The organism is Arthrobacter sp. TMS2-4 (genome assembly GCF_054511075.1).
This window is the reverse complement of the sequence record NZ_JBTNDI010000012.1, coordinates 14,826-35,749: the sequence shown is the minus strand read 5'-3', so window position 1 is coordinate 35,749 and position 20,924 is coordinate 14,826. Positions and strand designations below refer to the sequence as shown.

21 protein-coding genes and 1 tRNA gene are annotated in these 20,924 nt (G+C 69.6%); 11 read left to right on the top strand and 11 right to left on the bottom strand.

The features are described from left to right. Positions 1–35 precede the first annotated feature (35 nt). The 10 genes from ACX80F_RS13855 to ACX80F_RS13810 all read left to right on the top strand — a co-directional run bounded on the left by ACX80F_RS13855 (position 36) and on the right by ACX80F_RS13810 (position 9,886). On the top strand, positions 36–818 hold the full coding sequence (locus ACX80F_RS13855; protein ID WP_459336984.1) for an SGNH/GDSL hydrolase family protein: 783 nt from the start codon (positions 36–38) through the stop codon (positions 816–818). A 96-nt stretch (positions 819–914) separates the two neighbouring features. Continuing rightward, positions 915–1,454, top strand: a complete 540-nt coding sequence (locus tag ACX80F_RS13850) for a MarR family winged helix-turn-helix transcriptional regulator (protein WP_459336983.1) — start codon at positions 915–917, stop codon at positions 1,452–1,454. A 70-nt stretch (positions 1,455–1,524) separates the two neighbouring features. Continuing rightward, positions 1,525–2,667 carry a glucose-1-phosphate adenylyltransferase family protein gene (locus ACX80F_RS13845; protein WP_459336982.1) on the top strand — a complete coding sequence of 381 codons (1,143 nt, stop codon included), beginning with the start codon at positions 1,525–1,527 and terminating at the stop codon, positions 2,665–2,667. Between the two features lie 304 nt (positions 2,668–2,971). Further along, a complete protein-coding gene (rpmB, locus tag ACX80F_RS13840) occupies positions 2,972–3,208 on the top strand; it encodes a 50S ribosomal protein L28 (protein WP_043441573.1) in 237 nt (78 codons plus the stop codon). Beyond that, positions 3,208–3,375, top strand: a complete 168-nt coding sequence (gene rpmG, locus ACX80F_RS13835) for a 50S ribosomal protein L33 (RefSeq protein WP_019481734.1) — start codon at positions 3,208–3,210, stop codon at positions 3,373–3,375. The genes rpmB and rpmG overlap by 1 nt, the downstream gene beginning before the upstream one ends. Positions 3,376–3,377: 2 nt before the next feature. Next, entirely contained in the window at positions 3,378–3,683 is a 306-nt protein-coding gene (rpsN, locus tag ACX80F_RS13830) for a 30S ribosomal protein S14 (RefSeq protein WP_026532176.1), read from the top strand. 265 nt (positions 3,684–3,948) lie between these two features. Then, a complete protein-coding gene (locus ACX80F_RS13825) occupies positions 3,949–4,227 on the top strand; it encodes an HU family DNA-binding protein (RefSeq protein WP_043441577.1) in 279 nt (92 codons plus the stop codon). A gap of 128 nt (positions 4,228–4,355) precedes the next feature. Then, positions 4,356–6,488 (top strand): cytochrome c oxidase assembly protein, encoded by a 2,133-nt coding sequence (locus tag ACX80F_RS13820; protein ID WP_459336981.1) that lies wholly within the window; start codon positions 4,356–4,358, stop codon positions 6,486–6,488. A 165-nt stretch (positions 6,489–6,653) separates the two neighbouring features. Further along, positions 6,654–8,636, top strand: a complete 1,983-nt coding sequence (locus ACX80F_RS13815; RefSeq protein WP_459336980.1) for an NHL domain-containing thioredoxin family protein — start codon at positions 6,654–6,656, stop codon at positions 8,634–8,636. A 158-nt stretch (positions 8,637–8,794) separates the two neighbouring features. Continuing rightward, the gene (locus ACX80F_RS13810; protein WP_459336979.1) at positions 8,795–9,886 is read left to right on the top strand and encodes an SDR family oxidoreductase; all 1,092 of its coding nucleotides are present in this window, start codon (positions 8,795–8,797) and stop codon (positions 9,884–9,886) included. A gap of 24 nt (positions 9,887–9,910) precedes the next feature. On the opposite strand, the gene ACX80F_RS13805 is transcribed toward ACX80F_RS13810, so the two are convergent. The 11 genes from ACX80F_RS13805 to ACX80F_RS13755 form a co-directional block, all read right to left on the bottom strand. Continuing rightward, entirely contained in the window at positions 9,911–10,894 is a 984-nt protein-coding gene (locus ACX80F_RS13805) for a hypothetical protein (RefSeq protein WP_459336978.1), read from the bottom strand. A 27-nt stretch (positions 10,895–10,921) separates the two neighbouring features. Beyond that, complete coding sequence (locus tag ACX80F_RS13800) at positions 10,922–11,299, bottom strand: hypothetical protein (RefSeq protein ID WP_459336977.1); 378 nt, start codon at positions 11,297–11,299, stop codon at positions 10,922–10,924. A 33-nt stretch (positions 11,300–11,332) separates the two neighbouring features. Next, complete coding sequence (locus ACX80F_RS13795) at positions 11,333–12,985, bottom strand: helicase HerA-like domain-containing protein (protein WP_459336976.1); 1,653 nt, start codon at positions 12,983–12,985, stop codon at positions 11,333–11,335. Positions 12,986–13,074: 89 nt separating this feature from the next. Next, positions 13,075–14,439, bottom strand: a complete 1,365-nt coding sequence (locus ACX80F_RS13790; RefSeq protein WP_459336975.1) for an ABC transporter ATP-binding protein — start codon at positions 14,437–14,439, stop codon at positions 13,075–13,077. 30 nt (positions 14,440–14,469) lie between these two features. Next, positions 14,470–15,318: a carbohydrate ABC transporter permease gene (locus ACX80F_RS13785; protein ID WP_459336974.1), complete on the bottom strand. Its 849-nt coding sequence runs from the start codon at positions 15,316–15,318 to the stop codon at positions 14,470–14,472. Then, the gene (locus tag ACX80F_RS13780) at positions 15,318–16,331 is read right to left on the bottom strand and encodes a carbohydrate ABC transporter permease (RefSeq protein ID WP_459336973.1); all 1,014 of its coding nucleotides are present in this window, start codon (positions 16,329–16,331) and stop codon (positions 15,318–15,320) included. Before ACX80F_RS13780 ends, ACX80F_RS13785 begins: the two co-directional genes overlap by 1 nt. After that, the gene (locus tag ACX80F_RS13775; RefSeq protein ID WP_459336972.1) at positions 16,328–17,617 is read right to left on the bottom strand and encodes an extracellular solute-binding protein; all 1,290 of its coding nucleotides are present in this window, start codon (positions 17,615–17,617) and stop codon (positions 16,328–16,330) included. Before ACX80F_RS13775 ends, ACX80F_RS13780 begins: the two co-directional genes overlap by 4 nt. A gap of 238 nt (positions 17,618–17,855) precedes the next feature. Continuing rightward, on the bottom strand, positions 17,856–18,287 hold the full coding sequence (gene panD / locus ACX80F_RS13770) for an aspartate 1-decarboxylase (protein WP_459336971.1): 432 nt from the start codon (positions 18,285–18,287) through the stop codon (positions 17,856–17,858). Positions 18,288–18,387: 100 nt separating this feature from the next. Further along, positions 18,388–18,458 (bottom strand) — tRNA-Gly (locus tag ACX80F_RS13765). 26 nt (positions 18,459–18,484) lie between these two features. Further along, a complete protein-coding gene (locus tag ACX80F_RS13760; protein ID WP_459336970.1) occupies positions 18,485–18,874 on the bottom strand; it encodes a hypothetical protein in 390 nt (129 codons plus the stop codon). Between the two features lie 35 nt (positions 18,875–18,909). Continuing rightward, entirely contained in the window at positions 18,910–19,971 is a 1,062-nt protein-coding gene (locus ACX80F_RS13755; protein ID WP_459336969.1) for a M4 family metallopeptidase, read from the bottom strand. Positions 19,972–20,054: 83 nt separating this feature from the next. Here ACX80F_RS13755 and ACX80F_RS13750 point away from each other — a divergent pair, with 83 nt between their 5' ends. After that, positions 20,055–20,909: a tryptophan 2,3-dioxygenase gene (locus tag ACX80F_RS13750; protein ID WP_459336968.1), complete on the top strand. Its 855-nt coding sequence runs from the start codon at positions 20,055–20,057 to the stop codon at positions 20,907–20,909. Positions 20,910–20,924: the final 15 nt, after the last annotated feature.

Genomic DNA, 20,924 nt, shown 5'->3' with positions numbered 1-20,924 from the left:
CCCGGTGGCCGCGGCCGCCGGGGTAATGTTTGGTCGTGACCTACACCCAGCGATACGTGGCTCTTGGCGATTCCTTCACCGAAGGGGTGGGCGACTGGGACCCGGCGTCGCCCAACGGTGTGCGGGGATGGGCGGACCGTGTTGCCGAGCAGTTGGTGCTCGCCGACGAGTCGTGGGGCTACGCGAACCTCGCCATCCGCGGCAAGAAGATGCGGCAGATCCTCGACCAGCAGGTCGACGCCGCCCTGGCGCTCGAGCCGACGCTCGTCACCGTGTACGCCGGTGCCAACGACATCCTGCGCCCGCGCGTCGATATCGACCTCCTGATGTCCCGCTACGACGACGGCGTCGGCCGGCTCCGCGCGGCGGGAGCCGCCGTCGTGCTCTTCACCGGTTTCGACGCCGCGGGGTCCGCGGTCTTCGGGAAGACCCGGGGCCGGACCGCCGTCTACAACGAGTGGGTGCGCGAGATCGCCGACCGGCACGATGCCACGATCGTCGACTACTGGCGGCTGCGCGAATTCCAGGACTGGAGCTACTGGGACGTCGACCGCATGCACATGTCCGTCGCGGGGCACACGCTGATGGCCGCACGCGTGCTCGAGGCCATCAAGGCGTCCCACCGGATCGACCTGCCCGAGCTCGAGGCGCGCCCCGCCCTGAACCGGGCAGCGCAGCTGCGCGCCGATGCGCAGTGGGCGCGGGAGTACCTGACGCCCTGGGTGGGCAGGCGGCTGCGGGGCGTCTCGTCCGGTGACGACCTGGCTCCGAAGTACCCCGGGCTGAGCCGCCCGCACTGGGCGTCGATCAGCGCCTGAGGCCGGCGGCGACCACGGGGCGGATCGCCTCCGCAACCTTGCCGGACCGGCTGCGCGGGCCGTCGGAGGCGTGGGCCCGTATGCCAGAATGAGCGCATGGCGCACTGGTTGACACCCGACGAGCGGCGGGCATGGCTGGCCCTCTACGCGCTGACCTCACTGCTACCGGCGAACCTCGACGCCCACCTCTTCCGTGAGGCGCGGGTCACCCTCTTCGACTACCACGTCCTGGCGATGCTCTCCGAGGCGGAGGGCACCAGTCTGCCCATGAGCGAGCTCGCCGCCCGGTCCACGGCGTCCCTCTCCCGGCTCAGCCACGTGGTCAAGAAGCTCGAGGGGCGCGGCTGGGTCACCCGGCTGCCGTCCTCGTCCGACGGGCGGGTGACCACGGCCTCCCTCACGGCCGCCGGGTTCGAGATGCTCACCGGACTCGCGGTGTCCCATGTGGCGCAGGTCCGCTCCACCGTCTTCGACGCCCTCGACGACCGGGACGTCGCCGACCTCGAGCGGGTGGGCCGCAAGATCCTCCGCGGGATGGACAGCGCGCACTGGGTCCTGGCCGACGGCGACACAGCTGCGGGGGCGGCCCGGGCAAGCGGCGGGTCTGCGCAGGGAAGCCCGCACGACGGCCGGTAGACCATCCCGGCCGATGGGAGCCGGTGACCGGAACGACCCCACCACAGCACACGACACGACAGGACGGCCCATGGACCAGCAGACGAAGGCCCGGCGCCCGCCGCGCATCCTCGCGATCGTGCTCGCCGGCGGGGCGGGAGGACGCCTCGGAGCGCTCACCGACCAGCGGGCCAAACCCGTCCTGCCCGTCGGCGGCAGCTTCCGGCTGATCGACATCCCGCTGTCCAACCTGCACCACAGCGGCATCTCCGATGTGTGGGTCATGGAGCAGTACCAGGCCAAGACGATCAACGACCACCTGCGCAACGGCCGGCCCTGGGACCTCGACCGCACGCACGGGGGGCTGCTGGTGCTTCCCCCGTTCAGCGGGGGCGACGGCGAGGGGTTCGCCGAGGGGAACGCGGACGGACTGCTCCGGCAGGCCGCCTCCATCCGGGACTTCGCGCCGGACCTGGTCCTCGTCCTCAGCGCCGACCACCTCTACCGCCTCGACTACCGCGACGTCGTCGCCACGCACCTCGACAGCGGGGCCGCGCTCACCATGGTCACCGTCGACTTCGACGGCGACGCCTCCGCCCACGGCGTGGTGGCGGTGGACGGCGACGGCCGCGTGACCGACTTCGCCTACAAGCCGGAGGAGCCGCGGACGCGGATCGTCACCACGGAGATCTTCCTCTATACCGCGACGACTCTCCTCGAGACCCTCGAACACCTGGCGGACACACGCGACGACCTGGGTGACTACGGGGATCACCTGGTGCCGTACCTCGTCGAGCAGGACTCCGTCGTCGAGCACCGGCTCCAGGGCTACTGGCGCGACCTCGGCACGCCGGTCAACTACCTCCGCGCCCACCTGGACCTCGTGGACGGCGACGGACTGGACCTCGCGGACCCGACCTGGCCCATCCTCACCGACCATGCGGTGCTGGCGCCCGCGTTCATCGGCGACGGCGCCGTCGTCTCGAGCTCGCTGATCGCCCCCGGCGCCCGGGTGCACGGAACGGTGCGACGGAGCGTCGTGGGCTCCGGTGCGACGGTCGAGGAGGGGGCGGTCGTCGAGGGTTCCGTGCTGCTGAACCGCGTGCGGGTGACCGCTGGGGCGCTCGTGCGGAACGCGATCGTGGACTCCGACGCCGTCGTCGAGGGGGAGCGGCTCGGTGCCGGTCCGGACGAGCCCGCCGTCGTCGGCAGGGACGGGCAGATCGACGACTGACCCGTTTTGGCCACGCCTGATCCTGCCGGTAGGATGGTAGGGCGTTTGGCTGTGGCTGATGACGCCCGTCCACGGACGGGAACAATTTGCCCAGCGACCCGCGACTACCTAGAATCGAAGGCTGTGCCGGCCGCAAGGCCGCGCCCCGCCTGAACTTCACCGTCTTCCCCGCGGCGAGGCGCTTCGGCAGGTTCTCACCTTGCCAGGTCAACCTCCGGAAAGCTGCAGTAATAACGGTGTCATTACTGGTGGCGGGACGCCCAACAAGTGATTCCGTCACGTTCATCTAATCTGGAGGAGAGTTATGGCAGCCCACTGCCAAGTGACCGGAGCCGAGCCCGGCTTTGGACACAGCATTTCGCACTCGCACCGCCGTAACAAGCGCCGGTTCGACCCCAACATTCAGAAGAAGCGCTACTACGTGCCTTCCCTGCGCCGCAACGTGACGCTGCAGGTCTCGGCCCGCGGTATCAAGACCATCGACGTGCGTGGCATCGACGCGGTCGTCGCGTCCATCCTCGCGAGGGGAGTGAAGCTCTAATGGCCAAGGACAAGGACGTACGTCCGATCATCAAGCTGAAGTCCACCGCCGGGACGGGCTACACCTACGTGACGCGCAAGAACCGTCGTAACGATCCGGACCGCATGGTCCTGATGAAGTACGACCCCAAGATCCGCAAGCACGTCGAATTCCGAGAGGAGCGCTAAGCATGGCCAAGAAGTCAAAGATTGCTCGTAACGAGCAGCGCAAGGTCATCGTCGAGCGCTACGCGGCCAAGCGCCTCGAGCTCAAGAAGACCCTCGTCGACGCGAATGCCACCGACGAAGCCCGCGAAGCCGCCCGCCTCGGCCTGCAGAAGCTTCCCCGCAACGCCTCGCCGGTGCGCCTGCGCAACCGCGACCAGATCGACGGCCGCCCCCGCGGCACGCTCCAGAAGTTCGGCATCTCGCGTGTCCGCTTCCGCGACATGGCGCACCGGGGCGAGCTGCCCGGCGTGACCAAGTCGAGCTGGTAGCCAGCCGCCGGGGCGTTCCGCCCCACTGCATCATCCGCCGCTCCGCGCGGTAACCGAAGAAGCCGTCACCCTCGGGTGGCGGCTTCTTCGTGTTGGCACCCGATGTGGCCGGAGGGCAGGACAACGGTGTCAACACGGCCGTGTTTCCGCCGAAAAGCCGCGTAAACACGCGGGTCAGGGGCTCCAAGCTGGTAGGTTTTCGGACAGAGGCTTTTCGAATACCGCGAAGAGCTCTTTCAGAAGAGTGACGTCCAGGAGGACAAAATTGGCTAAGAACCGTAGTGAACTTGTTGCAGAGGTAGCGGCGAAGGCTGACACCAGCCAGGCTGCAGTCAACAGCGTCCTCGATGCGCTGTTCGACGTCTTCTCCGAGTCCATCGCCAAGGACGAGAAGATCACCATCCCCGGATGGCTCGCCGTCGAGCGCACCAGCCGCGCTGCCCGTACGGGCCGCAACCCCCAGACCGGTGAGACCATCCAGATCGCCGCCGGCCACAGCGTCAAGCTGACCGCCGGCTCGAAGCTGAAGGCTTCCGCCAAGTAGTTCCTGCCGAACGCCGGAGGACCGCTGCCACCCGGCAGCGGTCCTCTGGCGTTCCGGGGCCTGTTCAGCGCAGGCGCCCCCGGGCCGGAGATTGGCCCTATTTCTACTCGGGGTAGAGAATGGTGTACGTGCCCACCTCTGTGAAGCAACCCCGGGAGACTGCCGCCGCTTCTTCCCCCGAGCGTGCCGTCGGGACGGGCTGGCTCGTCCTGGCCGGCACCGTCGTCCTCGTCGCCCTCGTCGTCGCCCTGCTCTACAGCGGGGCAGCCGCCGCACGGCAGCTCGGCGACCCCGGCGCCCTGACCCGGTGGGGCCTGCCCGTCGCCAAGGTGCTCAACAACACCGCGGCGGCCGGGACCATCGGCGCCCTCGTCTTCGCCGTCTTCCTGCTTCCGCGCCGGGTCGGCTCCGTGGGCCGGAAGCCCGCGGGAACCGCCGCGGAGCATCCGGCCTTCTCGCGCGTGATGCTGCTCGCCGCCGTGTCCGCCGTCGCGTGGACGCTCGGCGCGCTGGGCGTCATGATCTTCACCTATTCCGACGCGGCGGGACTGCCGCTCAGCACCGACCCTGCCTACACGCAGGGGCTCGCTGCGTTCCTCACCGACTTCTCCACCGGGCGTGCCTGGCTCGTGACGACCATCGTCTCGGCCGTCCTGGCGACCATCCTCTTCGGTGTGCGGTCGCAGACCGGCCTGGCCCTGACCCTGATGCTCGCGCTCCTGAACCTGCTGCCCATGGCCCTGATCGGCCACTCCGCCAGCGGCGACGACCACAATGCCGCGGTGAATTCGATCGCCCTGCACCTGGTCGGTGCCTGCCTCTGGGTCGGCGGGATCATCGCCCTCGCCGTGGTCGGCGGACTGCTCGGCGAACAGACCCTCCCTGTCCTCAAGCGCTTCTCCGCCCTCGCCGGCTTCGCCTTCGTCCTCGTGGTCGCCTCGGGCGTGGTGAACGCCAGTCTCCGGATCTCCGATCTGGGCCAGCTGAGCTCCTCGTGGGGACTGCTCGTCACGTTCAAGACCATCGCCACGATCCTGCTGGGCGGGATCGGCTGGATGCACCGGCAGTGGATCATCCCGCAGCTCGAGGCTCCCGCCGGCACCGCGGCGTCGAGGATGTCCGCGCGCCGGGTGCTGTGGCAGCTCATCACGGTCGAACTCGTCATCATGGGTTCGGTGCTGGGCGTGGCCGGGGCCCTCGGACGCACGGCACCGCCCCGCTCGGAGGAACTGCCCACCGAGGCGGGGCCGGCGCGGATCCTGACCGGGTACGACCTTCCGCCCGAGCCCACCGTCGCCCGCTGGTTCACCGAGTGGCGGCCCGACTGGCTGTGGATCGCGGTCGCGCTGACCTTCGCCGTCGCGTACGTCCTCGGCGTCCTGAAGCTGCACCGCCGCGGCGACTCCTGGTCGCCGCTGAAGCTCGTGAGCTGGCTGGTGGGCCTCATGCTCCTGACCTACTTCACGTCCGGGGCCCCCGCCATCTACGGCGTGGTCCTCTTCAGCGCGCACATGGTGGACCACATGGCCCTGACGATGGTGGTGCCGCTCTTCCTCGTCCTCGGCGCGCCCGTCACCCTCGCGCTCAAGGCACTTAGTGCCCGGCGGGACGGCACGCGCGGCATCCGGGAATGGATCCTCGTGATCGTGCACTCCCTGCCGTCGCGGATCGTCACCCACCCGCTCGTCGCGGCCGGCAACTTCGTGGCCTCCATCGTCGTCTTCTACTACTCGCCGCTGTTCGGCTTCGCGCTGCGCGAGCACGTGGGCCACGAGCTGATGATCACGCACTTCCTCATCACGGGCTACATCTTCGTGCTGTCCATGATCGGGTCCGATCCCGTCCCGTACCGGGCCCCCTACCCCATGCGCCTGCTTCTCCTGTTCGCGACCATGGCCTTCCACGCCTTCTTCGGCGTGACCCTCATGGGCTCGACCTCGCTGCTCCAGGCCTCCTGGTTCGGCACCATGGGCCGTGAATGGGGCCCCTCCGCCCTCGCCGACCAGCAGATCGGGGGCGCCGTGACGTGGGGAGTGGGCGAGATCCCCACGCTGCTGCTCGCGATCGGTGTCGCGATCGTGTGGTCGCGGTCGGACGCGCGGGAGACGAAGCGCAAGGACCGGGCAGCGGACCGGAACAACGACGCCGACCTCGCGGCGTACAACAGCATGTTCGCCGACCTCGCCGCGCGCGACGCCGACCCCGCCCGTCCTGGCACACCGGCCCCGCCGCGCGTGACCACCGCACGGGACGAGGGCTGACCGGCCGTAGCACCGGATCACGGGTCTCAGGCATATTGTGGGGCCGTCCTACGTTGTCGCCAGTGCCGCCGGATCGGGATACCCCAGGAGTCGCGCCGCGCACCCGATGACGGGGTGTGGCACCCGGTTGGCATCCGCACACACCGTTACGGGAGAATTGAACGCATGACTATCGCCTCCACCCGCACTGCCTACCGGGTTCGCGCCTCCGAGCTGACGGGGCGCAGCTGGCTGAACACGGGGGGCAGGGACCTCTCCCTGGAGGACTTCCGCGGCAAGGTCCTGATCCTCGATTTCTGGACCTTCTGCTGCATCAACTGCCTGCACGTGCTGGACGAGCTCCGTCCGCTCGAGGAGCAGCACTCGGACGTCCTGGTGACGGTCGGCGTGCACTCGCCGAAGTTCGAGCACGAGGCCGACCCGGAAGCGCTGGCCGCCGCCGTCGAACGGTATGACATCCACCACCCCGTCCTGGACGACCCCGAGCTGACCACATGGCAGGCCTACACGGCTCGCGCCTGGCCGACGCTCGTCGTGATCGACCCCGAGGGCTACATCGTGGCCCACCTCTCCGGCGAGGGCCACGCCGCGGGCCTCACGTCCCTCGTCGACGAGCTCGTCGCCGAACACGAAGCCAAGGGCACGCTGCATCGTGGCGACGGCCCGTACGTCCCGGCCGAGAGCACTGCGGGGGACCTGAAGTTCCCCGGCAAGCTGCTCGCACTGCCCGCCACGGGCACGTTCCTCGCCGGCGACACCGGCCACCACCGGCTCGTCGAGCTCGAGGCGGACCTCGTCACGGTGCGCCGCACCATCGGCTCCGGCGCGAAGGGCTTCCGCGACGGGGGTGCCGATGAGGCGCAGTTCAACGAGCCGCAGGGCCTCGCCCTGCTGCCCGCGGAGCTGGCCGCGGAGGTCGGGTACGACGTCGTCGTCGCCGACTCCGTGAACCACCGCCTGCGCGGCGTGGACCTCGCCACGGGCGAGGTGCGCACCCTCGCGGGCAACGGCACCCAGCGGCTGCTCGACGCCGCCAACCACAGCAGGACCGGACTGCAGGAGAACGCGTTCGACGTGGCGGCGGAGAGCGAGGCGCCGCGCCTCACCGAGACGGCGCTCGGCGCCGACGCCCTGAACGTGTCGCTGTCCTCGCCGTGGGACGTGCTCCACTCGACCGTCCTGGACCGCGTGGTGGTCGCCATGGCCGGGACGCACCAGATCTTCACCTACGACCCCCGCACCCACGCCGTCGACATCCTCGCCGGCACAGGCCTGGAGGGCCTGCTCGACGGCGACGCGTCGGCCGCGTGGTTCGCCCAGTCCTCGGGCCTCGCGGAGGACGCCAACGGCAGCATCTGGATCGCCGACTCGGAGACGTCCTCCGTGCGGATCCTGTCCTTCCTCGAGGTCGACGGCCGCCCCCGCGTGCAGGTGCAGACCGCCGTCGGGACCGGCCTGTTCGACTTCGGCTTCCGAGACGGCGACGCCGAGCAGGCGCGTCTGCAGCACCCGCTCGGGGTCACTGCGCTCCCGGACGGCTCCATCGCGATCGCCGACACCTACAACGGGGCCGTCCGCCGGTACGACCCCGCGACCCGCCGGGTCTCCACCCTTCTGCGCGGCCTGTCCGAACCGTCCGACGTGCTCGTCGACCTGACACCGGTGGCCGACGGCGGCGACCCGCTGCTGATCGTCGTCGAGACCAACCGGCACCAGCTGGTCCGGGTCCCGCTGCCCAAGGAGGCCCTCGCCGTCGACGAGGGCGCCTCGCAGACCCAGCGGCCCACGACGCCGATGGCCGCGGGCCCGATCGGCCTCACCGTGCGCTTCACCGCCCCGACGGGCCAGAAGCTCGACGACCGCTGGGGCGATCCCACGCAGCTGAAGATCAGTGCGTCACCGGAATCACTGCTCGTCTCGGGCGCAGGCACGTCCACGGGCCTGACCCGCGAGCTCGTGCTGTCCCCGGAGGTGGGCGACGGCGTCCTGCACATCACCGCCCGCGCGGCGTCCTGTGACGGCGAGCCGGGCGGGGAGATCCCCGACCACGCCGCGTGCCACCTGTACCAGCAGGACTGGGGGATCCCGGTCACGCTCACGGCCGACGGTGAGACGAGCCTGACCCTGGACCTCCGGGGCCTCGACTGACCCCACCCGCCGCACGGGCGTGCCGCCGCGCCGGGCGTCCAGACCCGGCGCGGCGTTCCCCCGCGAACGCTCCGATGCCCCGGCTCTGACGCCGGTGCGCCGCCGTCCATCCACCGTTGCCGGCACTTTGCCCGCAGCACCACCCCGAGGAGCGCACCATGACGACCGATCACCACCCGGCAGGCAGCAGCCCGCGAACGGCCCTCGTGGTGGGGGCGACCGGCATCGCAGGATCGGCGCTCGTCGAGACGCTCACCGCCGAGGGGTGGCCGGTGCTCGCCCTGTCCCGGAGACCCGGAGCCGCGCGAGAGGGCGTTCGCTGGCTCTCGGCCGACCTGACCTCGGCGGAGGCACTCGCCGCCGTCCTCGCGCCGGAGCGCCCGACGCACGTCTTCTTCACCGCCTGGTCCCGCCGGGATACCGAGGAGGAGAACATCGAGGTCAACGCCGCCATGTTGCGCGACCTGCTCGCGGCCCTGCGCGGCAAGGACGTCGCCCACGTGGCCCTCATGACCGGGCTCAAGCATTACCTCGGGCCCTTCGAGGCTTATGCGGCGGGCGAGATGGCGGACACGCCGTTCCACGAGGAGGAGCCGCGCCTGCCGGTGCGCAACTTCTACTACGCGCAGGAGGACGAGCTGTTCGCGGCCGCGGCGGATCAGGGCTTCACCTGGTCCGTGCACCGGGCGCACACCGTGATCGGCCACGCCGTCGGCAATGCGATGAACATGGGACTCACGCTTGCCACGCAGGCCGCCCTGTGCCGGGACACGGGCGAGCCCTTCGTGTTCCCCGGGTCGGAGACCCAGTGGAACGGGCTGACGGACATGACCGACGCGGGCCTGTTGGCGGACCACATGCTGTGGGCGTCGACGACCCCGGCGGCCGCCGACGAGGCGTTCAACATCGTCAACGGTGACCTCTTCCGGTGGCGGTGGATGTGGCCGCAGCTCGCCGCCTGGTTCGGCGTCGACTGGGAAGGCTATGACGGTGCGCCGCGGCCGCTCGAGCAGGCGATGGCCGGGCGGCAGGACCAGTGGGCCGACCTCGCTGGACGCCACGGCCTGGCGGAACCCCGGCTGGACCGCATGGCGTCCTGGTGGCACACGGACAGCGACCTCGGGCGGGGGATCGAGGTGGTGACCGACATGGGCAAGAGCAGGGTGGCCGGCTTCACCGGGTACCGGCGGACCCTCGACGCGTTCACGGCCCTGTTCGAGCGCTACCGGGCCGAGAAGCTCATCCCCTGAGACCTTGGGCCCACGTGCGTGGGGCTAGTAGCGGACGACCGGCGTGACGGTGACCCGGTCCTCGGTCACCGTGAGATCGGCCTCGAACTCGAACGGGACCGTCTCGGAGACGTCCCGGACCGCCCCGGAGAAGAAGTCGCGCAACTGCGTGTCGATCCGCGCGGACCCGCGCAGCGGCGCCAGGAGCCAGTCGCCGCCGTCGGGGGTGATGCTGACTGCCGGGTACTCCTCGATCGACCAGGTGATGTCCCCGGCCAGGCGCTCGTTCGTCACGTAGTTGAACGGGCAGTTGGTGGGCTGGAAGACGGTCTGCTTCGCACACCCGTCGAGGAAGGCCCGCAGTTCGGCATCGACCGCCTGGGTGAGTTCCGGCGTGAACTCCGTCGCGAGGGCCAGGGGAGGCAGCGGCTCCGGGCCGGTCACGACGGCGTGCAGTTCCGGGGCGGCGAAGAACTTCCCGTCGTACTGCGCGGAGATGGCGGCCGGGTAGAAGGAGGCCAGGCCGGCTGTGCCCCCCGGGAGGCCGACGTCGACGCCGTTCACCGCCGCCTCCACGCTGTTCTGCGCGGTGACCTGCACGGTGGGCAGCACGGACTCCTCGAAGCGCCAGACATTGAAGAATCCCCACTCTGTGTCGATGCGCTCGAGCGGGAAGACCGTCGTCGTCTCCGCGCCGTCGAGGGTGTAGGTCACGGGGACCTCGACGCGGTCGCCGCCCGCGTCCCGCGCATCCCCGACCTCGGCGTCCTCCACCGGCGCGCTCGCCGTGCGGAGCGCGTCGCCGTCGAGCAGGACAGGGTTGGATCCCTCCGGCACCGAGGCGTTCAGCAGGCCCAGGGCTTCCCCGCCGTCGCCGTCACGGAGCGCGTCGAGGTACAGGTCCACCTGATGTTCCGGGCTGTAGAGCCGCCCGTTCAGGAAGGAGACGGTGGCCACGAAAGCTGCACCCACGAGCAGGAGCCCGAGCAGCCAGGCTGCGAGGACCTTCTGGACCGGGGTGATGTGCACGGTCCCACGTTACCGGGTGGGCCCGGATCACCCGGGCACGAAGCCCAGGACGACCCCGACGACGGCGCAGGCGAGCCCGACGATCGCGATGCGGCGCGTGCCCCGGTAGGGCCGCTCGAGCGACCAGTGCGTGGGGTGGCGGGCCTGGTAGAAGATGGTGACTTCCTGGCCCGGCGGTAGCGGTGGCGGGGGCGGCAGCCGGTCACGCCGGGAGCCGCTGGACCACAGGCCTTCGGCGATGCGGAACCGGTGGTCGTGCCAGCGCAGGTAGGGGTGCCCCTCGTGCTCGAACGTGATGGCCTGTGTGCGGATCCACGAGCCGTACACGAGCCGGACGACGAGCGCGGCGAGGAGCAGTACCAGCCCCAGCACGGTGAGGGTGGAACTGACGATCTCGATCAGCACGATCCGCGTCCGTCCGGGCGGAGGCCCATCGAATCAGTACCGCCGCCGCGGGCGGCGCCTGGTACCGAAGAGTCCGCGCGCCAGTTCCTTGCCGATGACCCCGGCGGCTTTCAGCACCATGTCGGTCACCTCGTCCTGATCGGGGCCGCGGCGACCCGTCGGCCCGCCGGTGCCCTGCGTCCCACCTCCCGCGCGCCCGGTGCGCGCCTGCCCCGGTCCGGACGGGACGCCGAGGATGTCCTCCTCGATGCGGCGTGCTTCCGCCTCACGCTCGTCGTGCGAGGCGCCGGGGCCCGGACGCTCCGAGCCTGATGCTCCGGCAGCCCGCGACGAGGGGCGCCCGGTCAGCTTCTCGGACGCGGAGTGGTTGTCGATCGACTCGCGGTAGCGGAGGAGGAGCGGGGAGGCCGCGACGACGGCGGGGACGACGCCCTCCGGTGCCCGGCCCATCACCGATTCGGGGGAACGCAGGCGCGTCCACGCGACCGGCGTCGGGGAGCCCCGCTCGTTCATCACGGTGACGACGGCCTCGCCGATGCCGGCCGAGGTCAGCACCTCCTCGAGATCGTAGGGGCTCCTGGGGAACGTCGACACGGTGGCGCGGAGGGCCTTGGCGTCGTCGGGCGTGAACGCGCGCTGTGCGTGCTGGATCCGGTTCGCCAGTTGGCCGAGGACGTCCCCCGGGATGTCCTTCGGCGACTGGGTGACGAAGAAGATGCCCACGCCTTTCGACCGGATGAGCCGCACCGTCGTCCGGATGGCTTCCCGGAACGCTTTCGACGATCCGGCGAAGAGCAGGTGAGCCTCGTCGAGGAAGAACACGAGGCGGGGTCTGTCGGTGTCCCCCACCTCCGGGAGCTCGGCGAACAGGTCCGCGAGCAGCCACATGAGGAAGGTGGAGAACAGGCGCGGCTTCTGTTGGACGGCGACGAGTTCCAGCGCCGTGATGACGCCCCGCCCGTCCGGAGCGGTCCTGAGGAGGTCGGCCGTGTCGAACGCGGGCTCGCCGAAGAAGGCTCCCATGCCCTGGGCCTCGAGGGTGACCAGCTCGCGGAGGATCACGCCGGCCGTCGCCTTCGACAACCCGCCGAGCGACTCCAGGGCGTCCCGGCCGTCCTCCGAGGTGAGGAATCCGATGACGGCGCGCAGATCCGCCAGGTCGTGCAGTTCCAGGTCGTTCGTGTCGGCGTAGTGGAACACCAACTGGAGACTCGACTCCTGCGTCTCGTTGAGGTCCATGACGCGGCTGAGGAGCAGGGGCCCGAACGAGAAGATGGTGGCCCGGACGGGGACGCCGTCGTCGTCGCCACCGAGGGACAGGAACTCGACAGGGAAGGCCCTCGGGGCCCAGTGCTGTCCTACGCTCACCGTGCGCTCCGCGAGCCGCTCCGACGCCGTCCCAGGCGCGGAGAGGCCGGTGAGGTCCCCCTTGATGTCGGACAGGAAGACGGGGACGCCGTGAGCGGAGAGCTGCTCGGCGAGCACCTGAAGGGTGACCGTCTTGCCGGTTCCCGTCGCGCCGGCGATCAGGCCGTGCCGGTTCATCATCGCGAGGGGAAGGCGGACCTGCGCGTCGATATGGAGGGTTCCGTCCACGAGCGCGGCGCCGAGGTGCAGCGCGGGCCCCTCGAAGGCGTAGCCCCCGCTGATGGCGGAGACCTGCGCGGCGCCGTCGTATTCGACCATAGGGCCACACTACACAGCAGGACCGGCACCCTTCCGGGTACCGATCCTGTCCGTGGATGCGCCGTGTGCGGGCGCTGGGGCGGGTCCTGTCAGCCCGCGGCGTGCTTGCCGCCCGCCGCTGTCGCGCCACCGGTCCGCCCGGCATCGACGGTGGCGGGGCTCCCGCCGGTCACGCCGTTGCCGCCACCGGAACCATCGGAGGTCCTCCGCCCGTCGGCCTGCTGGGCGGTCGCGATCTCCTCGGCACGCTCTTCGGCAGCTTCACGGGTCAGCGCGGCGCCGGCTTCGGCGTCACGCGTCAGGTTCTCCCCGGTCTCCGCGTCGAAGAGGTGGAGCTTCCGGGTGTCCACCCAGAGCTCAGCCTCGCGCCCGCCGCGGATGCGGCTGGACGCGTCGAGGGTGACGACGACCTGCGGGCGCAGCTCGTCGGCGTCCATGTCGCGGGCGAGGCTGTTGAGCAGGTCCCGCATCTCGGGCGCGGGATCGAAGTTGATGTACCCGTACTGCTCGTTGCCGAGCCATTCGGTGTGCGTCAGGGTGGCCCGGAAGGTGGATCCGTGGGGCCTCTTGGCGTCCTCCACCAGCTTCGCGTCCTCGAAGAACTCAGGGCGTACCCCCACGAGGACCACCTTCTTGCCTGCCGCTGTACGGGCCTTCTCCGCAGGGATCTCGAGGTCCCCGATGGCGGTCTTGAGGGTGGTGCCCTCCAGGGTCGCCGGCAGGAAGTTCATCGACGGGGAGCCGATGAAGCCGGCCACGAACAGGTTGCGCGGCTGCTCGTAGAGCTCGCGGGGCGAGGCGATCTGCTGCAGTTCGCCCTTTTTCAGGACAGCCACGCGGTCGCCGAGGGTCATGGCTTCGGTCTGGTCGTGGGTGACGTAGACGGAGGTGACGCCGAGGCGCCGCTGCATCTGCGAGATCTCAGACCGCATCTGGCCGCGGAGCTTCGCGTCGAGGTTGGACAGCGGCTCATCGAAGAGGAACGCGTCCGCCTGCCGCACGATCGCGCGACCCATCGCGACACGCTGCCGCTGGCCGCCGGAGAGGTTCGCCGGTTTGCGCTGCAGGTGGTCGGTGAGCTCCAGGGTGGCTGCGGCTTCGGTGACCAGCTTGTTCACCTGCTCCTCGGAGTGCTTGCCCTTGGCCAGGCGCAGGGGGAACGCGATGTTCTCGTACACCGTCAGGTGCGGGTAGAGCGCGTAGTTCTGGAAGACCATCGCCAGGTTGCGGTCGCGGGGCGCTTTGTCGTTCACGCGCTGCCCGTCGATGAGGAGGTCGCCGTCCGTGATGTCCTCGAGGCCCACGATCATGCGGAGCAGCGTGGACTTCCCGCATCCCGATGGGCCGACAAGAATGATGAACTCGCCGTCCGCGATGTCGATGCTGATGTCGTTGACGGCGGGGAACCCGTCGCCATACTTCTTGACCAGGTTGTTGAGGGTGATTGAAGCCATGGTGCGAATCCTTTACTTGAACCGGGGGCGTTAGCCCTTGACGGCGCCCGAGGTCAGGCCTGAGACGATCTGGCGTTGGAAGAGCAGGACCAGCAGGACGACCGGGATCGTGACGATGATCGCGGCGGCCGAGATGGCGCCCGTGGGGGCCTCGAACTGCGAGGCGCCGGTGAAGAAGGCGAGCGCCGCCGGAACCGGGCGGGCCGCTTCGGTGGAGGTCAGCGAGATGCCGTACACGAAGTCGTTCCATGCGATGAAGAAGGCGATGATCGCCGTCGTGAAGACACCCGGTGCGGCCAGGGGGACGATCGCCTTGCGGAAGGCCTGCCAGGTGGTCGCCCCGTCCACCTGGGCCGCCTGCTCCAGCTCCCACGGGATCTGCCGGAAGAACGCGGCGAGGGTCCAGATGGAGATGGGCAGGGTGAGCGAGAGATACGGGATGATCAGGCCGAGCCAGGTGTCGTAGAGACCGATGGTGCGCCACAGGTTGAACAGCGGCGTCACGATCGAGATCACGGGGAAGATCGAGACAGCCAGTGCTGTGGTCAGGATGACCTTCTTCCCGGGGAAGTCCAGGCGGGCGATGGCGTAGGCGCACAGCGTCGCCAGAACGACGGCGACGAACGTCGCGATCAGGGCGATGCCGACGGAGTTGCGCAGGGACGAGAGGAACAGGTCCTGGGCGTCGCCGACCAGGATCTGCTCGTAGTTGCTCGTCGTCGCCGTGCCTGACGACGGGAGGAACTTGCCGCTCGTGAGATCACTCGGAGTCTTGAAGGACGTGGCGAGGATCGAGGCGACGGGGAACAGCGCGTAGAGCATCACGACGACCGTGATGACTGCCCACAGGACCTTGTGCCTGGTGCTGTTGTTCGTCATTACTTTCCTCCTGTCGATCCGGCCAGATCGACCTTGAACAGCTTGATCGCCACGAAGCAGATCAGCAGGACGCACAGGAACAGGAGGACGGAGACTGCGGAGCCGAGTCCGATCTCGAGCCTGCTGATCGATTGCCGGTAGGCGAGCAGCGACAGCACTTCGGTGCCGTACGCGCCATTGGTCATGATGAACACGTTGTCGAAGATGCGGAACGCATCCAGCGCCCGGAACAGCACCGCGACCATGATCGCGGCCTTCATGTTCGGGATGATGACCTTGCGCATCTGCTCCCACCAGGTGGCGCCGTCGACCTTCGCCGCCTCGGTGAGCTCGTCCGGCACCTGGGCGAGGCCGGCGAGGAGCAGCAGGGAGATGAACGGCGTGGTCTTCCAGATCTCGGACGCCATGATGACGAACAGGGCCGTACCGCCCTGGGCGAACCAGTTGAGGTTCTCGTCGATGCCGGGGACCCAGCTGAACCAGTTGTTCACATAGCCGGAGTTGATGTCGAAGGCATAGAACCAGGCGAACGCCGACACCACGGTGATGATGCCGTACGGCACGAGGATCGCCGTGCGAAGGATCCCGCGGACGGATTTGAGCGCCTTGTGCATCACGAGTGCCAGGGCGAAACCGAGCACGAGTTCGACGATCACGGTGACCACGGTGATGAGCACCGTGGTCCGCAACGCGATCCACCAGATGGGGTCCGTGAGAATCACGGCGTAATTCTGGAAGCCGATGAACGCGCGCTCGTCCGGGGCCGTGAGGCGGAACTGGAAGAGGGAGTCGTAGACGGCCTGCAGGATCGGGTACAGCGTGACCGCGAGCATGACGACGAATGCCGGCCCGGCCAGCATCCAGCCGAGCCGCCGTTCCGCACGCGCCCGGTCGCTGTACTGGATCCGCGGCTTCTTGCCGTTGCCATTGCCCTTGCCGCTGCCGACATCCAACTTCGGGCCGGGCTCGGTGGGTGACGCCGTCGTCGTCTTTGCTGGGATGGCGGAGGTCATAGGAGTTGCTCCCCTCTCAGGACCGATGTGATGAAGTCGCTCGACATCTCCGGAGTGGTGTCGGGGTCGACGCCGGCGGGCGGTGCCCAGCGCTGCTGGATGCCGGTGGAGACCTCGTTGTAGAACGGGGTCTGCGGGCGGGGTGCTGCCAGCTGCAGCGAGTCCCGGATGGTGTCCGCCATCGGGAAGGTCTCCTCGATCCGAGGATCCTCGTAGGCTTCGGTGTTGGCCGGCGGATTGCCGTTGGTCAGGAAGTACTCCGCCTGGTTCTCCACGGAGACGATGCACTCGATGGCCTCGTACGCGAGTTCGGGGTTGTCGCTCTCCGCGCCGACGCCCAGGTTGATACCACCCAGCGGGGGAGCTGCATCCTCGCCCTCCAACATGCGGGGGTAGATGCCCCACCCGATGTCGTCGAGGACCGCCTGATCGAGGGAGCCCGCCTCCACGGCAGCGCTGGTGGCGGGCCAGACGAACGGCCAGTTCACCATGAAGGACCCCGAGTCGCCCTGGAAGCCGATGAGGGACTCGTTCTCCGCCTGTGTGGGAAGGCCGGGACCGCCGAGACCCTCGTCGCCGATCGTGGAGATCACCTCGGCCGCGGCCACGCCGGCTTCGGAGTCCAGACCGAGTTCGACGGTGTCCGCCGTGGCCTCGGGGTCGACGATGATCGATCCGCCGGCCGATTCGATGAGCGCGTTGACCCACACCGTCATCGACTCGGCCTGCGCGCCCTGGACTCCGAGGGTCTTGTCCTGGGTCCGGGCGGCCTCCATGATCTGCTCCCAGGTGACGGGTCCGCTCATGTCGAGGCCGGCGGCCTCGGCGACCGACTTCCGGTACCACAGGATCTGCGTGTTGGCCCAGAACGGGACGGTGACGAGCTCGTCCTTCCAGGTGGCCCCGGCGATGGCCCCTTCCACGACGTCCTCGGTGGTGGCCTCGGCGACCTCGTCCGGCACCGGCGCGAGGAATCCGGGTTCTGCGAGCTCGGGGACGAACGGGGGATCGAGACTCATGATGTCCAGCGACGTGTCTCCCGCCGCCAGGCGGCGGGCGAGCTGTTCGCGCTGCGACGCGGCGTCGTTCGGAAGGAGCGAGGTCTCGATGCTGTAGCGCCCCTCCGACTCGGCGCTGCATTTCTCGGCGATGGCGGCCTGACCGCCGGCGTCGGGGTTGATGTACCAGGTCAGGCTGTTGTCGGCCTCCGCGGGACCGCACCCGCTCATGGCCATCGTGCCGATCACCAGGCCCGCCAGGACGGCGGCCTTCGGGCGGCTCTTCATGGCATTGCGCGTTCTTCGACTAGTCGGCATTCGTACCGAGCCTCCACATCCTCGTAGACAACCCGGCTGACGGTTCGAGCGAATCGACAGCCTAAGCGAGCTTGCTTTTCGACCCTATGCCTTGGAAGCGGGATGCGCTAGGCAACCTGTTCGGTGTTACACGACCGGAACAGGGCACTGAGACAATGCGGGCGGGATGATGCGCCGGGACAGGGGAGGCGGGCAGGACCCGAGCGGTTCAGGCGGGGACGGCGGTGTTGTCCAGGGCGAACGGCGGCCGCTCGAGGCCCTCGGTGGCGGCCTCGGCCGGGTCGGAGCCCAGTTCGACGATCCGGTTGTCCGCGTCCACGTGCACGACCGTGGGGGTGAACGCACGCGCTTCCTCGGTGGTCATCTGCGCGTAGGCGATCAGGATGACGAGATCGCCGGGCTGCACGAGGTGCGCCGCGGCGCCGTTGATGCCGATCACCCCGGAGCCCCGGACGCCGGCAATCGTGTACGTCTCCAGCCGGGCGCCGTTCGTGACGTCGACGATCGACACGAGTTCGCCGGGCAGGATGTCAGCGGCCTCGAGCAGGTCGAGGTCCACGGTGACCGAACCGACGTAGTGCAGATCGGCATGCGTGACCGTGGCGCGGTGGATCTTCGACGCGAACATTGTGCGATTCATCGCCTCAAGGATACTGCCGATCGGGGCGGTCGCGAACTGGCGGACGAGTGTCGTCGACCACACGCGGCGGGGCCTCTGGGCCCCGCCGGGGGAGGAACGGAGCGGGCGACGGGAATCGAACCCGCGTATCGAGCTTGGGAAGCTAGCGCTCTACCATTGAGCTACGCCCGCACGGCAGTTGAAACCGCTCCATCACCTTACAACAGTTCTTCCGGCGTGCCGTGCCCGGCGTCCGCGGAGGGGCCCGCGCGCGGCAGGGGTCCTTCGTCCGGACCCGGCTCGGGCCGGCTCCGGGCGGCCGCGCGGGCCCGGTCGATCAGTTCCCGCCAGGGCTCCGCGAGACGGCTCTCGGGGAGGGACACCTCGGCGTAGCCGACGATGATGCGGTAGGTGAACCGGTCCCGTGCGGCACCCGGCGGGCCGGCGTCCGGCTGCCGCACGTCCGCTTCGGGCGTCCCCTCCGCCCCCGCTGCGGGCGTCGCCTCCGCCCTCGCTGCGGGCGTCCCCTCCGCCTCCGCTGCGGCGAGCGGCAGCCAGCGCTGCTCGGCCTCCGCCCGGCTGACCTCCAGGCTCCACGTGCGCGTCATTCCGCCGACGCCCCCGGAACGTGTGATCTCAACCCTCACGGCAGGACGCCTACCGCGGCCCAGGCGTCGGTGACGGCGTCGGCCTCGCGGCTGCCGGCCCCGAACCGCGCCTCCGCGGCCTCCGCCGTGGCGGCGGCGAACGTCGGGAAGTCGCAGTCCGACGGGATGCGTCCGCTGAGGACGGCGTCGTACCAGATGCGCCCGACGCCCTCCCAGGCCCGGCCTCCCACCGCGGTGGCGGCGAGGAAGAAGGCGTGGTTGGGGATCCCGGAATTGATGTGCACGCCGCCGTTGTCCGAGGCGGTCTCGACGTAGTCCGCCATGGTCGCCGGCTGCGGATCCCGGCCCAGCACGTCGTCGTCGTATGCGGTGCCCGGCGCCGCGAGCGACCGGAGGGCGACGCCCTGCACCTCAGTGGTGAACAGACCTGCGCCCACGAGCCAGGACGCCGCAGCCGCATCCTGCCCGAGCTCCCGCTGTTCGACGAGCACCCCGAACACGTCCGAGAGCGATTCGTTCAGCGCACCGGACTGGCCCTGGTACTCGAGATTCGTGGAGTACTGGGTGAATCCGTGGGCGAGTTCGTGGCTGATGACCGTGAGGGATGCCGTGAAACGGCCGAAGACGTCGCCGTCGCCGTCACCGAAGACCATGCGCTCGCCGTCCCAGAAGGCGTTGTCGTAGCCGGTCCCGTAGTGCACCGTGGCGTCGAGGGGCATGCCCGCGCCGTCGATCGACGAGCGGCCGTACACCTCGCTGAACAGGCGGTAGGTGGACCCGAGCCCGTCGTAGGCCTCGTCGGCGGCCGGATCGCCCGTCGGTGCGCCGCCTTCACCCCGCACGAGCGCGCCGGGGAGTTCCTCGCGCCCTCCGGCGTCCCGGATGCGGCGCGTGAGCGGCCCGACGACGGCGGCCCGGCGGCGCACGGGTGCGCGCAGTGCCTCGGCGCGGGCATGTGTCAGCGGATCCAGTTCCCGCAGGGCGTGCCGTGCCGCTTCGGCCGCGACGGCGTGCCGTGCGTCCTGCAGGGCGGCGAGGCGCGTGAGAAGGTGCGGTGGGACGATGCTGCAGGGAGTGTGCTGCAGGGTTCGCGGCATGGGGGCCTCCTTCGATTGGTCCCCAAGGTAGACCGGCGGGCCGACATTCCGCACCGCATCGCGCGGCACGTAGGCTGAGCCGCATGAGCGTGGAGCGGAACACCCGCGACCTGGAGCAGGGCATCGAGCGCGACTTCTCCGACAAGATGAGCTACGGCTCGTACCTGGGCCTGGACAGGCTGCTCGACGCGCAGCACCCGGTGAGCTCCCCGGAGCACCATGACGAGATGCTGTTCATCATCCAGCACCAGACCTCCGAGCTGTGGCTGAAGCTCGTGCTCCACGAACTCCGCGCCGTGCGCCTGCACCTGCGCGCCGACGACCTCCGGGCCGCCATGAAGGGCATCGCCCGCATCAAGCACATCCAGCGCTCGCTGACCGAGCAGTGGTCCGTCCTGGCGACCCTCACTCCGTCGGAGTACGCGGAGTTCCGCGGCGCCCTCGGGTCCTCCAGCGGCTTCCAGTCCTACCAGTACCGGGCAGTCGAGTTCCTGCTCGGCAACAAGAACGCCGCGATGATCGAGGTGTTCGACGCGGATCCGGCTGCGCGCGCCCTGCTCTCCGAGCTGCTGGTGACGAGCAGCGTGTACGACGAGTTCATCGCGCTGCTGGCCCGGCGGGGCTACGCCGTCCCGGCGGACCTGCTCGCCCGCGACGTCAGCGTCGCCCACGAGTTCTCGCCTGCGCTCGTCGCCGTTTACAAGCAGGTCTACGAGGACGCGGCTGGCCACTGGGACGTCTACGAGGCGTGCGAGGAACTCGTCGACCTCGACGACAACTTCCAGCTGTGGCGCTTCCGGCACCTGAAGACCGTCGCGCGGACCATCGGGTTCAAGGCGGGGACGGGTGGGTCCTCCGGCGTCGGCTTCCTGCAGCGCGCCCTCGAGCTCACGTTCTTTCCCGAACTCTTCGCCGTCCGCACAGAGATCGGACGCTGACCCGCCGCGGCGGAT

Coding starts and splice junctions, on each gene's coding strand:
- ACX80F_RS13850 (WP_459336983.1), top strand. CDS start 915: ATGGCGCACTGGTTGACACCCGACGAGCGGCGGGCATGGCTGGCCCTC.
- ACX80F_RS13845 (WP_459336982.1), top strand. CDS start 1,525: ATGGACCAGCAGACGAAGGCCCGGCGCCCGCCGCGCATCCTCGCGATC.
- rpmB (WP_043441573.1), top strand. CDS start 2,972: ATGGCAGCCCACTGCCAAGTGACCGGAGCCGAGCCCGGCTTTGGACAC.
- rpmG (WP_019481734.1), top strand. CDS start 3,208: ATGGCCAAGGACAAGGACGTACGTCCGATCATCAAGCTGAAGTCCACC.
- rpsN (WP_026532176.1), top strand. CDS start 3,378: ATGGCCAAGAAGTCAAAGATTGCTCGTAACGAGCAGCGCAAGGTCATC.
- ACX80F_RS13815 (WP_459336980.1), top strand. CDS start 6,654: ATGACTATCGCCTCCACCCGCACTGCCTACCGGGTTCGCGCCTCCGAG.
- ACX80F_RS13810 (WP_459336979.1), top strand. CDS start 8,795: ATGACGACCGATCACCACCCGGCAGGCAGCAGCCCGCGAACGGCCCTC.
- ACX80F_RS13795 (WP_459336976.1), bottom strand. CDS start 12,985: ATGGTCGAATACGACGGCGCCGCGCAGGTCTCCGCCATCAGCGGGGGC.
- ACX80F_RS13790 (WP_459336975.1), bottom strand. CDS start 14,439: ATGGCTTCAATCACCCTCAACAACCTGGTCAAGAAGTATGGCGACGGG.
- ACX80F_RS13785 (WP_459336974.1), bottom strand. CDS start 15,318: ATGACGAACAACAGCACCAGGCACAAGGTCCTGTGGGCAGTCATCACG.
- ACX80F_RS13780 (WP_459336973.1), bottom strand. CDS start 16,331: ATGACCTCCGCCATCCCAGCAAAGACGACGACGGCGTCACCCACCGAG.
- ACX80F_RS13775 (WP_459336972.1), bottom strand. CDS start 17,617: ATGAAGAGCCGCCCGAAGGCCGCCGTCCTGGCGGGCCTGGTGATCGGC.
- panD (WP_459336971.1), bottom strand. CDS start 18,287: ATGAATCGCACAATGTTCGCGTCGAAGATCCACCGCGCCACGGTCACG.
- ACX80F_RS13760 (WP_459336970.1), bottom strand. CDS start 18,874: ATGACGCGCACGTGGAGCCTGGAGGTCAGCCGGGCGGAGGCCGAGCAG.
- ACX80F_RS13755 (WP_459336969.1), bottom strand. CDS start 19,971: ATGCCGCGAACCCTGCAGCACACTCCCTGCAGCATCGTCCCACCGCAC.
- ACX80F_RS13750 (WP_459336968.1), top strand. CDS start 20,055: ATGAGCGTGGAGCGGAACACCCGCGACCTGGAGCAGGGCATCGAGCGC.